Below are 11,709 nucleotides of genomic sequence, written 5' to 3'. Positions count from 1 at the left end.
CTTATGTTATTATTTCCCGTTATTCAGATATATATGCTCAATAGGTTTGTATTTCTCTTTATTGTCAATTACATACTTTATTGGAAAAGATGTATCAAATACCCCCGTTATTAGGCATACCCTTAATGTTTCTTTTTTCTCTTTCGCTCTCAGTTCTCCAAACTGCATTTCCATTTTAGGTGCAAAAAATATTTTTTTATTCTCATCTAAATCCTGTATTTTTCTTTGAATATCCAATGCCTGTAAAATAAAACTTCCTAAATTATCTTGTATTTTAGGCTTTATGATATAAAAATTCAGTGTAACATTATAATGTTTTGAATTGCTAATTGTGATATTGGATATTTCACATATAACAGAATTTATTAAAAAATCTTCAGCTTCTAAATCGTCTGTTATATAAAATTGATAATCAGGATAATCTTTTTTTAGTTCTTTCTCAAATTTTTGAAATACTGTATCAAACATCTTATCAACTCCTAAAACTTATAAATTCTACCGTATCTATTATCATTCAAAAGACTTGAGCCACCGTTTTCAGAACTTCCTTTTAAACTTTCCAGCAATTTATAAAGCGTATCTCTTTTATCTTCTGAAATTTTCTCTTTTTCCAGACTTTCGTATATTTTCCAAGCTACATAAAGCTCCTGCAATATTCTTTTTGTGTCAGAATCTAAAAAACTATACTTTTCTCCGCCTATAAATACCATTACAAAAGTTTTACAATCTGGTATAAGCTGGTTATCAATATAATCAATAAATTCTTGTGCCGTTCTTTTGGAATATCTGCAAATTTCAATTGCTATCACTTTTGGAATATATGGCACTTTTTCAAATAGTTTTTCATCCAGCTTTGTATCAGAAGTAACTCCATTTTCAGAAGCTACTCCCACTTTTTCCAACATTTCTACCACCTACTATTTTGAATTAGGCACAATAGCAATACTATCTGTATTAGAAATTTCGTATCTTACAATAAAATCTTTAATAGCAACTACTGGTGCAAATGCTGATTTACAAAACATTTTAGCTCTTGCAGTCTCTTTATTAGCAGCTGTTTCATCTAGTATTTCCTGCCCAACAAATACAAAAGGCTTTCCTGTTGCATCTACTGCTTCAAGTGCTGCATATACAGGAACTAAGGCATTATCATTTGACAAATAAATCATATTGTCAGTTGCTATATCTTCACCATTAAAGTCTTGAGCTGTTCTCAATTTAGAAATTCTTTGTCCTAATAAATCTAAATAAACTTGTTTTTCGTCAGCAGACAGCCCGATTGAATTTGAATAAGCTTTTGCAATCTCAATAAATTCATTATTTTTAATTAATTTATCAAATAAAGTTCTCCCCAACTCAATTCTGTCTGGCATTACTCCATTTTTTCTTTCGTAATCATCAATTATATCAAAGAAAAAAGTAACCCAGTTATCAATTTTTTTAGCATCTTTTGCAATCGCTCTATCAAATTTAAAATCAATTTCAGTTTGTGAGTTTGCTTGAATATACTTTCCTTGTAAGAAGGCGTTTGCAGCCATTTTTTCCTTAGTTTTTAAAATTGCATTTTTTAATTTTAAAAGTAATCTATCCTCTTGATATTTTTGAGGATCAATCATTTGTCCGTTAATAAATGTTGCAGTTCCATTATTCATAATAGGTTTTAATTCATAAGAAGCAGCTACAATATCAGGCGTAATTGCCATACTTTCCATTCCGTTTACCTTTATGAAAGGAATTTCACTGCCTCTTTCAATAATACTTGCTTCTACTAAATAATCATTTAAATCTTTCAAAAGAATAGTTTCATTATCACTCATATATTCTGGGTTCGCATTTCCAAATCTATCCAAGTAGTGCGTTTGCACTTTCGGCTGCACTACGGCAAATAATGCCATTAATTTTAATTGAATATCACTTAACATCTTTTATCATCTCCTATTTATTATTTTTTTATGTTATCAAATCTAACGTTAATACCATATTTATCCAAATTATCTAGTGCTGCATAATCAGTTTCAGTTACTCCAATCACAAGAGTTCCGTCAATATCACTAGCCCTTACAACTTGTATCTTTAAATCCTCACTTGTTGCATCTACATCTTCATCTACACCAACATAGAAAGTTTTTGGCAGTTTACCTCCAGGCGTACCGGATTGATACTTCTTATATTTTCCAGTAGCTGTATCATAAATTAATGCTTGCCCATACTTTATAACTTCGCCTTGTGCCAATGTTACCATTTTTCTTGGCATAAATTCATTCAACACAACGTCTTTCTTTTCATCTTTACCTAAAAATTTAACTCTATTTCTCATTATTATTACTCCTTTACTTTAAATTATTTTAAGCCATTTCTAGCTTTATATCCTGCTATTTCATCAGCTATCATTTGCTGCTGTCTTGAGATATTATCATCACCGCTGCTAAATTCTAATGGTTTATGTCCGCCATAACTTGGTAAATTTTCAAATAACTTAAATAAAATATCACTTGATTTTACTGTTTGGCTATTACCATTTTCAGAAAATTCAATAACTCCGTTATTACTAGCCAAAGACTGTTTAACAAACTCCTCAATTCCTAACTTTTTCAAAGCAGGTGTTATTTTGTTAGAATTTTTTGACATAAATTCTTTTATTTCCTGTTCTCTTGCAAATTCTTTTTTAACTTCCTCTCTAATTTCATCTTCTGTTTTTTCAGACTCTTTATCTTTAGGAATTTCAATTTTTTGTAATTCCTCTTTTGATAATGTTTTTAGCACTTCATTGACTGCCTTTATCTTATCTTCGCCGCTTGATTCCAATAATTTTTTCAATATTTCATCAAAATTCATTTCACCATTTCCTCCATCATTATTTTTATCATTACTAAATTCAATTATACTTTTCTGATTTATCCAATCCATTTCAAAGCCTTGTGAAAACTCACCGTTTGCAAAACTTCCGCTATTACTTACAGCAGGTTCTACTCCTACAGGCAACGCTCCTACACGTGTTATTTCTCCATTTTCTATTTCCACAGATAACCTATCTACTTTTCGGTTTCTAAACTCTCCTCTATTAAATATCTCGACATCATTGGCGATTATTTCATCATCTTTTACAGAAATATTTTTAAACTTCCCAATAACAGGTATTTCATTCCTGAGCATTCCTAATTTTGTAAATTCGCTTGTATGAAACGGAATCACATCCAATTCCTTTTTATTATTTATAAGATTAGATAATTGCTCATTACTCCATTTCCCTTTTGTTCCATAATCCCCAGCTTTAAATAATACAAATGGCATTTTATTCCTCCTCTCTTTTAAAATTTCTATATAATAAAAAGTTCGGCTATTAACCGAACTTTAAATTTATATACATAATTACAAAAATAATTTCTTATTAACGAAATAATCATTAAGAATTTTTACTAAGTCCTCTCTATTTTTATCACTTACACCACTAAACTGACGCTTAGGAATAGTAACAGACTTAGCAAAATAATCTGTTCCGCCAACTTTAAAATGCAAAACTTTAGCACTTTTAGGTGTTATCACTCCACCATTATCCTGTATTTTTGCATACTTGGCATTAGTAAATACTGAAACCGTATTCCCTTTTATTTCAGCCACTCCCAATGAACCTTTAAGCATTCCAGTATCACTAAGTGGCTTACCTTTTCTCAATTTCAAAGGAGCCCAAGCATTGCCTTGATAATCTGTTCCAGTATCAAATCTTTTCCGCATTTCGTTTTCCATATAGAACGCCACTTCATCAAGCATTTCTTCTTTATTAATACTCCTCAATTTTCCCTTAAAACTTGTACTTACACTATCAAGATTGGTTGTTATGCTAATTCTCATAATAATTCCTTTCATAAAAAAATCACAGAAATTTTATCTCCTGTGATTAATTTTTATCATTATTCGTATGTGCACTCTTTCTCTTCTTCCTCTGTTAAAAATCCCTCACCACTAAACTCAAATACTTCAGCAATTATTGCTTCCGCTTTCTCTTTTGGTGTCATTTTATCAAATCTCGCATTTCTTTCTTCCTGAGTTTCTTCTGGCTCAAAACCTCGCTCTTCAGCTCTCTTTAAAGCCTCTTCCAAATCCTTTATAAATTTTTCTTTTGCCATTCTTTCCACGACCTTTCTATAAATCTACCTACTTTTCTTGAAATTTCTCGTGGTTTTGGATTATTTTTATATTCACTCCATGCTTCAGCTATAAACTCCTCAACTTTTACAGTCGCATATTTGGAAAGATTTTTTGATATTACTGTTTTATTGGTTTCAAAATATTCTTTTACATCTTTGGATTTAGAAATACCCAGTAATTTATCAATTTGATGCCCAAACTCATGATCAAAAATAGATTTCATCGTATCACAGCCAACAGGTTTCCATCCGTTAGTTACTTGTCTTTTTCTTTCAGCAATAACATTATCATAATTATTATAATAGTTTGAGTTCAATGATATTCCAGCATACTTGTTTACTATTTTTATAATTTCGTTCTCATCTGGATTGTTTCCTAATCTAGTAACATGAAAAGATTCCGCTGTTCGATTACTTTTTATATTCAATTTGCCTAAAACATAATCAAGCAATTCTTTAGTTCCTTTTGCCAATTTATTATTCTTAGCATAATTTTTTAATTCTGCTTTCAATAATTCATTTCTCTTTTGCATACTTCCAACGAATTTAATTTGCTCTGCAACTTCTGGATATTTATTTTTCATAGCTGCAAGCCCACGATTCCACTCATTAGCACAACGTACATCAATACCTGTATAATCAGCTTTAACTCCTAATACTTTTTCAGCATAATTATTTGCTTCTTTTACTGTTTTTATTGTATCAATTATACTACTGTTGCCATCTTTTTTCAATGGTTTAGTAAGTACAAAATCAGGAATATCATATTTATCGGCAAATGTATCTACTTTTTGTTTATAATTCTTTTCAAGCGTTGCTATGTACTCATCATTTCCAATATTACCAGCAAAACTTCCTACATCTTGGTCAATATCTCCGTTACCTACAACTTCATCAGGATTTACCTCATCCGCTGTCAAAGATACTGTGTAGCACCTACAGTTAAATCCGTTTGGTGGAAAATATTTATCAGCTTCAGGTGTTCCTATCTTAAATATTTTTCCATTCAGCTCCCTTGTATGTTCCTGTTCTCTGCCGTCCAATGTTCCACAATATTGATAATATGGATAACGTTCCTTGTATTTATCCATTTTCATATATATTCCCACATTGTAAGCGTGATTCATGTTAGTTCTGAATACTGTTTTCAAATATCCCTCATTTAATGTTAACCCACTCTGAGATAAAATGTTATCCACGTCTTTTTTCCACTCTTTAAACGTTCCACCATTTTCAAGAGTATTTGACATTTGTTTAAAAATCTTTTCAGTAACATTTACATCTGTGACTTTTTTAATCCAAAAGTATTTTTGTCGTGCATACTCCATTTCGTTCTCGATATCATTATACAAAGCAGGATGTTTTTTCAAGAAATTATCAAGTGCTGCATTTCTTGTTGTAGTTCTAGTATTTGAAAATTCCACAATTTTATTATCAATCATAACAGCGTTATCAAATCCTTGCAGCATTGATATTAACAACATATCTTCTAGTGTATTATCATAATCAAACTCCAAATCATATAAATCAGAAATATCATTTGCCTTTTCTATCTTTTCACGAATAGCTTTTAATACATTTTTTTGCCATTTCTTAAAATTGTTATCAATAAATTTATCAAATCGTGCTTGATTCTTTTCTATCAGTTCACGCTTTTTATTTATTTTATTGATATTTAGTTTTTTTTTAGGCTTGGAAAATTCTAAATTGCCACTTTCTTTTTCAACTTCTATTAAATCAGCTTCCTTGACACCTAATATCTCAGCTATTTTGGTTTTTGTAAAGGCATAACCACTTTCAGATATTTTCACTATATAATTTACTTTTTCTGATATAGTTTTCGTTCTTTTATCTTCCAGTTCAAGAGTTTCTGTTTCATTTATTTCCTCCACAAATTTAAAGTAAAAGTTCCCTGAATCATATCCATAAAGCCGTGCATCTATCTCTATTAACTTTTGAATCCAGTCCCTAATTTTTTTAACTTTGGATTCTATCTTATAATTCTGTTGCTCCTTATGAACTTCACCCAATGCTCTGTTTCCACTATTTCCATCCACTCCAACAACAAGCGTACTTCCAAGTAAATATCTTTGCACCGATTTCGCTTTTTCGTTTAACAGTTCCTGGTAAATTTCAGGCTTCAAATCGTCCAGTTTTATGAATTTTATAAAATCGTCCAATGATTTTTCTCCAGCACTTGGAACAGCCAGCACATCCTTACCTTTTGCAGCCTTTAAATCCTTAGCCTGTGCTTCCACATCTTTTTGTCTTGCCTTAACAACTTCTGGTGGATCTGTTTCCGCGGATGGCTCATAAGCAAATACTGTAATTATATCTCCATATTTTTCAATAATTGCATTTAATTTCGATTCCAGCCTTTCTTTAGCTGTAAATACAGGAACAAGTGGCAACAAATCCGTGCTCCCTTGCAAATTATCTAACCGCTCTTCATTAACGCAAACTAAAAAACGGCTAGGTTCACTCGCAATTGCAATTTCGCTATCACGAGTTTTAACAACCCAACCACTATCTTTATCATACTTTATGTATTTGTTTGGCAACAATATTAAATCTTTAATTATCGTATTACCTGAACTATCCTTATCGTATATTATTTCAAATATTGACTTCTTATATATTTCGGCTCTCAAAATATTTTCCAATAACTTTGATATATTAAGATTATTCAAACGTCGTTGAATGTTCTCAGCAACTTCCACATATTCTGGTACATCTGTTTCAATTTTCCATTCTTTAGATGTAACTGTCTGTGTCATAAGCTGTAATGCCTGAGCAATATCCATATCCTTTAACATCTGTTCCAATAATTTATCATCAATGTTCTGTTCTCCACTTGATATTGAACCTAATGATATTATTTCTTTTACTAATGCACTTACTACATTTTCCCTGATACTCACGTTTCCTCCTTTCTACACGCTTATAAATTTTCTAATATACCTTTTTGAATTTTGTATTAAATCATTTATAACAATTCCAGCATAACTGCATACATCAACAGCGTCATCGTGTACAGCATTCGGAAATTTTAACAACTGTTCTTCAAGTTCTAATAATTTTTCCAACTTTTTGTTAAAAAATACTTTGCCATTTTCAAACATAACTGAAATGTTTAATGCTCTAGTCATTTTGTCTGTATCTGCCTTTAATTCTTTTAATGGCATACCTTCACGTTTTGCCTGTTGCATTATTCCTATACCGCTGCTCTTACTCTCTATTGATTGGAATCGTAAATTATATTTATGCCTATACTGCTTAATTACATTCCATTGGTCTGGTACTTCTAATCTTTCAAGCATTAAATCAACTAAATATAAATTCCATTCCCTATCACAAATAAAGGTTGCTATTGCCGTAAAATCATTGTTTTTATGTGTACTCATTGCTGTATCTATCGTTTGAAAATAAAAACAGTCTTTGATATTAACATTTTTATTATCAGCTATAATAAAATCATTTTTTACATCAAAATATTTGAAATATTGACGCTTAAATAATCCACCATCCTCAACTTGTGGCTTTTGCTGATACAATGCTGAAAATTCACGACTTCCTATTGCCTTTTTTATATTTTCCAGTTCATCAATTCCATATCGTTCTTCCCACAATGGCTCACCTACTTTTCTTCCGAGAATATCATTTTCTTCTGCTATGGCTGGCAACACAATACTTTCAAAAGTTTCCCCAGTACCATTTTCCATTTCCTTGACTATTCTGCCAACCAAATCATCTTCATGCCATCTAGTCTGAATTATTATTATTCCACCTCCAGGTGCTAACCTTGTACGAATAGTTGATTGATACCAAGCCCAAACTTTATCACGCTGTAATCTGCTATTTGCGTCTTCCCTGTTTTTAAACGGATCATCTATTATTGCAATATGTGCTCCTTTACCTGTTGCACTTCCACCCACTCCTGTACTTACAACTGCTCCTCTATGTTCCAAAATTCCCCAGTTATCCCCAGCACTTTTATCTCTATCTATAATAGAGTTAAAAATCCCTGTCCCGCTTTTACTGTGTTCTCTATAAGTATCTCTAGCTATTTTCCCAAAGTCCCTTGCTAAATCCATTGAGTAACTTGCGATTATAATTTCAAAATCAGGATTATTTCCAATTACCCAAGCTGGATATTTCTTTGTCATAGTTTCAGATTTTGAATGTCGTGGCGGCATACTAACAAATAATCGTGGACTTTTGCCATCCTTGACATCTTCTACAAATTGCTGTGCTTTATCCGTCAAAAATTGTATGTGCCTTGCATTCTTATATCTTCCGTTTCCGTCGAAAATAAGAAAATCCAATAAATTTCTACGAGATAATTCCTTAACAGCTTCCAGCCTTATCATTTCCATTTTATCCATTCTTACCACCAGCTAATGTTCTTAACTCCTCAGTAGTAAGCCCTGAAAGCGGATTGGTATTCACTTGCCCAGACAATTGCATTTTTTCAATATATTCACCATCCATTTTATTTAAAATATCTAATGCCTTTAATCTATCCTGTACCTTTTCATTTCCATTTTTAATAACTTCTGTTAAAAACTCTCGTCTCTCAATCGCTGTCATTATTCTGCTTGTTTTTGTTTTTTCCTGTAATTCTTTTATGTATTTTGATAACGTAGTATTTTGTAGTAATTTTGGTGCATTTTGTCTTGCATACTTTTCTTTATACCCAGCCTTTATTGCGGATTCAGTAGCATTTCCACTAGCTACATAAAACTCGCAAAAAGACTTCTGCCTTGCATTTAATTTCAATGCTACCACCTCCTTCTGTAAAAAAAAAGACAGCCTTTAAACTGCCTTATGCTTATATAAAATCAAGGATTCAATAACAAGTACTCAACTCATACTCTTACATCTTCACATATTATAACATATTAAAAATTATATACAATATCAAAAAAGTATCATTTTTCAATTTAATATATTTTTTATTACATCATCTGAAAATATAACTAATTGCAACTGTCTAATCATTTTATTTTTATATCTTTTCGCAGTTATAACGCTTATATTTAATTTCTCAGATATATGCTCAAATGTTAATTCATCGAAATACTTCATTTCTATTATATCGTAATACTTATTATTCCTGATTGTATCTAATGCTCTTTCAACCATATTAACCACATTTTCTATTCTTGCAATCTCTTCCTCTAATTTCTCTATTTTGTTTTCAACCTTTTCCAGTTCGGATAAATATACTTTACTAGCCTGCACATTAACTTCTGTTTTCTTTTTCTGAATTGATATTCCCTCTTTCTTCAAATCCTCTATAAGCATATTTTTAGAATCAATAGCACCTTTCAGTAACGATAATTCGGATAATAATTTTTCGGTCTTTTGAAATGGTGTTAGTTGTTTTTCTGTTTTTATTTCCTTGTCAGTTTTCATTCTTTCTATTATTTTATCTGCTATTCTGTCTATATCTTTTTCGTTCATTTAGTTTTGTTTTCCTTTCCATTTTAAGTTAATAATAAAAAGACCAAAAATGGTCTTTCGTTATATATTTATTCTTTTTAAATTACTTCTGTTGGAATACCTACAATTTTTTCTTCAGATATTGCTTTCATAATTCCTCTAAAAATTATTTCTGTGTCAGATTTAATTATTATTCTCAACGGAAATCCAGGAGTTAATGGTCTATGTAATGATATAATTACGCCGTTTACTGTTTCTTTCGCAAGATTTCTTTCTATTTCTAGCCCTTTTAAAAAACCATTTCCAAACATTGCTTCCTTAGGACATTCTACTTTTAATTCTTCTTCTTCATTTAATGTCAAAATAATATATTTACCAATTGGTTCCATATATGTAGTTGCAAAAATTTCAATTTCAATTTCATTCTTATTTAATACCTTGATTTTTGAATTTACATTTTCGTATGTTCGTTTTTCCCCATGATAAGTATTATTCCCGTCAATCACATCAATCATCTGTCTCAATACAGTTTCAAATCCATTTGAAAAAACATCTAAATATAATATCTGTTTTAATATTGCTGGCATTTCGCTTTGATCCAATCTGACTGGAATAAATTTTATGTCATCACTTAATGAAGTAATTAAAGCATTTTGCCATTCAAGTTTAACCATATCACTTTTCAAACTATTATCAGACACAAAAAAGAAAAAATAATTAATTGATGATAATCCTTTATTCATTTTATCAATTATACCGTCTCCAGGTTGGATAGACCAGCTATCATAAAACACATTATCTTTTCCATATACATCAGAAAGACGGTTTGCAAAAGGTTCAATAATTTTCTTATCTTTATGATTATGACTTATAAATATCATATTATCACCTCATAAAAATTTAGATTTTCAATTAAAATTCTACTATCCATAAATTCCTCCTAAGATTTTTATAATAATATTATACCTCAAAACCAAAAATATTCAACTGTCATTGTCCTAATTTTTAAATTTATTTTCTAAAATTCACATTTCTTCAACTTGTGATTCTCTTCTATGTCCTCATACTTCATTATTGGCGATACCTCATATATAATGCCATTTTCAAATTTCAGATATATCTTTTTACTTGTTTTAGATTTTAACTTTTTTATAACTTTATATTGCCTGCACTCTTGTTGAAACTTTTCATAATATGTACTGCAACTTATAGTTGTTGTTAAAAGTCCTGCTAATAATAATTTTTTCATTTTAATCCCCTTTCTCAAATTATTTTAAATCCATTTCGATACCCACATACCAAATGCAAAACTCACAACTAATTTAGCTAGATCTAAAAAATCTTTAGTTTGTTCAATTTGCACAACACCTATAAATGTAATTATAAAGCAAAACACTATCCTCATTATTTTTTTTGACATTTTCAAATCCTCCTATTTCTTTTTATACTTGTCTTTATTCAATATTTTTTCAAAACTTGCTTTATTTTCATCTTCCCTGTTCCATAAACTCCAATTTAATTTTCTCCAGTTTTTTAAATTAAACTGCATTCTATCCTTATTTTTCATACTTTCTCCTGTTTCCGTTTTTTTTCTAACACCAATAAATTTATCCTGGATCTATTATTTTCAATAAAAACTCATACAATCCGTAAGCCATAAGTATCCCAAAACCTAAACTTGCTAACATTCCGAGCAGATTATAATTCTTCATTCTTTCTACTGCATTTTCAAATATTGACCAAATAAATGTAATCCAAAATAAAATTGGTACTAATAATAATAACAATATTGCTATTTTCATTTCTCCTCCTAACCTTTCTCTAATAAAACGACTTTTCACGACTGTCATTTTTCCTTATAAATACTACATTTCGAGCTGTTATTACAGCCAAAACGACTTTCTGCGACTGAACTTTAAAATACAAGTCCAGGAATTTCCCCAGTCCTATTTATTTCGTCCAGCACATCTACACACTCCTGCTTTAACTGTTCCACGTGTTCCTTTACAACAACTTTCTTTATTTCTTTAACCTGCTTTTTGTAGTATTCTTCTGCTTTGTTGTCGGTCATTCCATAGTTCTTTAAAAGTTTCAAAATACCTTCTTTTAATTCTGCCAT

General features: G+C 30.4%; 17 protein-coding genes. All 17 read right to left on the bottom strand.

Features of this window, described 5'->3' with window-relative positions:
* Positions 1-9 precede the first annotated feature (9 nt).
* Positions 10-468 (bottom strand): hypothetical protein, encoded by a 459-nt coding sequence (locus FVE74_RS01675; protein ID WP_147002913.1) that lies wholly within the window; start codon positions 466-468, stop codon positions 10-12.
* A gap of 11 nt (positions 469-479) precedes the next feature.
* Positions 480-905, bottom strand: a complete 426-nt coding sequence (locus tag FVE74_RS01670; RefSeq protein ID WP_147002912.1) for a hypothetical protein — start codon at positions 903-905, stop codon at positions 480-482.
* Between the two features lie 12 nt (positions 906-917).
* On the bottom strand, positions 918-1,922 hold the full coding sequence (locus FVE74_RS01665; RefSeq protein WP_147002911.1) for a major capsid protein: 1,005 nt from the start codon (positions 1,920-1,922) through the stop codon (positions 918-920).
* A gap of 20 nt (positions 1,923-1,942) precedes the next feature.
* On the bottom strand, positions 1,943-2,317 hold the full coding sequence (locus tag FVE74_RS01660; RefSeq protein ID WP_147002910.1) for a hypothetical protein: 375 nt from the start codon (positions 2,315-2,317) through the stop codon (positions 1,943-1,945).
* Between the two features lie 23 nt (positions 2,318-2,340).
* Entirely contained in the window at positions 2,341-3,291 is a 951-nt protein-coding gene (locus tag FVE74_RS01655; protein ID WP_147002909.1) for a hypothetical protein, read from the bottom strand.
* 78 nt (positions 3,292-3,369) lie between these two features.
* Complete coding sequence (locus FVE74_RS01650) at positions 3,370-3,849, bottom strand: phage virion morphogenesis protein (RefSeq protein WP_172617426.1); 480 nt, start codon at positions 3,847-3,849, stop codon at positions 3,370-3,372.
* Between the two features lie 59 nt (positions 3,850-3,908).
* Positions 3,909-4,124, bottom strand: a complete 216-nt coding sequence (locus FVE74_RS01645) for a hypothetical protein (RefSeq protein ID WP_147002907.1) — start codon at positions 4,122-4,124, stop codon at positions 3,909-3,911.
* On the bottom strand, positions 4,103-7,066 hold the full coding sequence (locus tag FVE74_RS01640; RefSeq protein WP_147002906.1) for a phage portal protein family protein: 2,964 nt from the start codon (positions 7,064-7,066) through the stop codon (positions 4,103-4,105). The genes FVE74_RS01645 and FVE74_RS01640 overlap by 22 nt, the downstream gene beginning before the upstream one ends.
* Positions 7,067-7,078: 12 nt before the next feature.
* Positions 7,079-8,530 (bottom strand): phage terminase large subunit, encoded by a 1,452-nt coding sequence (gene terL, locus FVE74_RS01635; RefSeq protein WP_147002905.1) that lies wholly within the window; start codon positions 8,528-8,530, stop codon positions 7,079-7,081.
* Entirely contained in the window at positions 8,523-8,924 is a 402-nt protein-coding gene (locus FVE74_RS01630; RefSeq protein WP_147002904.1) for a terminase small subunit, read from the bottom strand. The genes terL and FVE74_RS01630 overlap by 8 nt, the downstream gene beginning before the upstream one ends.
* Before the next feature lie 159 nt (positions 8,925-9,083).
* A complete protein-coding gene (locus tag FVE74_RS01625) occupies positions 9,084-9,611 on the bottom strand; it encodes a sigma-70 family RNA polymerase sigma factor (RefSeq protein ID WP_147002903.1) in 528 nt (175 codons plus the stop codon).
* Positions 9,612-9,688: 77 nt separating this feature from the next.
* The gene (locus tag FVE74_RS01620) at positions 9,689-10,471 is read right to left on the bottom strand and encodes a toll/interleukin-1 receptor domain-containing protein (protein WP_147002902.1); all 783 of its coding nucleotides are present in this window, start codon (positions 10,469-10,471) and stop codon (positions 9,689-9,691) included.
* Between the two features lie 137 nt (positions 10,472-10,608).
* On the bottom strand, positions 10,609-10,839 hold the full coding sequence (locus FVE74_RS01615; protein WP_147002901.1) for a hypothetical protein: 231 nt from the start codon (positions 10,837-10,839) through the stop codon (positions 10,609-10,611).
* A 24-nt stretch (positions 10,840-10,863) separates the two neighbouring features.
* Complete coding sequence (locus FVE74_RS11465; protein ID WP_018450301.1) at positions 10,864-11,010, bottom strand: hypothetical protein; 147 nt, start codon at positions 11,008-11,010, stop codon at positions 10,864-10,866.
* A 12-nt stretch (positions 11,011-11,022) separates the two neighbouring features.
* Complete coding sequence (locus FVE74_RS12090; protein WP_269473154.1) at positions 11,023-11,157, bottom strand: hypothetical protein; 135 nt, start codon at positions 11,155-11,157, stop codon at positions 11,023-11,025.
* Positions 11,158-11,197: 40 nt separating this feature from the next.
* The gene (locus FVE74_RS01610; protein ID WP_147002900.1) at positions 11,198-11,392 is read right to left on the bottom strand and encodes a hypothetical protein; all 195 of its coding nucleotides are present in this window, start codon (positions 11,390-11,392) and stop codon (positions 11,198-11,200) included.
* Positions 11,393-11,505: 113 nt separating this feature from the next.
* Positions 11,506-11,709 carry a hypothetical protein gene (locus tag FVE74_RS01605; protein WP_147002899.1) on the bottom strand — a complete coding sequence of 68 codons (204 nt, stop codon included), beginning with the start codon at positions 11,707-11,709 and terminating at the stop codon, positions 11,506-11,508.

This window comes from Leptotrichia wadei, from assembly GCF_007990445.1.
Taxonomy (GTDB): domain Bacteria; phylum Fusobacteriota; class Fusobacteriia; order Fusobacteriales; family Leptotrichiaceae; genus Leptotrichia; species Leptotrichia wadei_A.
Note: the sequence above shows the minus strand (reverse complement) of the source record. Positions and strands in the feature narration are given on the sequence as shown.

Coding starts and splice junctions, on each gene's coding strand:
- FVE74_RS01670 (WP_147002912.1), bottom strand. CDS start 905: ATGTTGGAAAAAGTGGGAGTAGCTTCTGAAAATGGAGTTACTTCTGAT.
- FVE74_RS01620 (WP_147002902.1), bottom strand. CDS start 10,471: ATGATATTTATAAGTCATAATCATAAAGATAAGAAAATTATTGAACCT.
- FVE74_RS01650 (WP_172617426.1), bottom strand. CDS start 3,849: ATGAGAATTAGCATAACAACCAATCTTGATAGTGTAAGTACAAGTTTT.
- FVE74_RS01625 (WP_147002903.1), bottom strand. CDS start 9,611: ATGAACGAAAAAGATATAGACAGAATAGCAGATAAAATAATAGAAAGA.
- FVE74_RS01645 (WP_147002907.1), bottom strand. CDS start 4,124: ATGGCAAAAGAAAAATTTATAAAGGATTTGGAAGAGGCTTTAAAGAGA.
- FVE74_RS01655 (WP_147002909.1), bottom strand. CDS start 3,291: ATGCCATTTGTATTATTTAAAGCTGGGGATTATGGAACAAAAGGGAAA.
- FVE74_RS01675 (WP_147002913.1), bottom strand. CDS start 468: ATGTTTGATACAGTATTTCAAAAATTTGAGAAAGAACTAAAAAAAGAT.
- FVE74_RS01615 (WP_147002901.1), bottom strand. CDS start 10,839: ATGAAAAAATTATTATTAGCAGGACTTTTAACAACAACTATAAGTTGC.
- FVE74_RS11465 (WP_018450301.1), bottom strand. CDS start 11,010: ATGTCAAAAAAAATAATGAGGATAGTGTTTTGCTTTATAATTACATTT.
- FVE74_RS12090 (WP_269473154.1), bottom strand. CDS start 11,157: ATGAAAAATAAGGATAGAATGCAGTTTAATTTAAAAAACTGGAGAAAA.
- terL (WP_147002905.1), bottom strand. CDS start 8,530: ATGGATAAAATGGAAATGATAAGGCTGGAAGCTGTTAAGGAATTATCT.
- FVE74_RS01665 (WP_147002911.1), bottom strand. CDS start 1,922: ATGTTAAGTGATATTCAATTAAAATTAATGGCATTATTTGCCGTAGTG.
- FVE74_RS01610 (WP_147002900.1), bottom strand. CDS start 11,392: ATGAAAATAGCAATATTGTTATTATTATTAGTACCAATTTTATTTTGG.
- FVE74_RS01660 (WP_147002910.1), bottom strand. CDS start 2,317: ATGAGAAATAGAGTTAAATTTTTAGGTAAAGATGAAAAGAAAGACGTT.
- FVE74_RS01605 (WP_147002899.1), bottom strand. CDS start 11,709: ATGGCAGAATTAAAAGAAGGTATTTTGAAACTTTTAAAGAACTATGGA.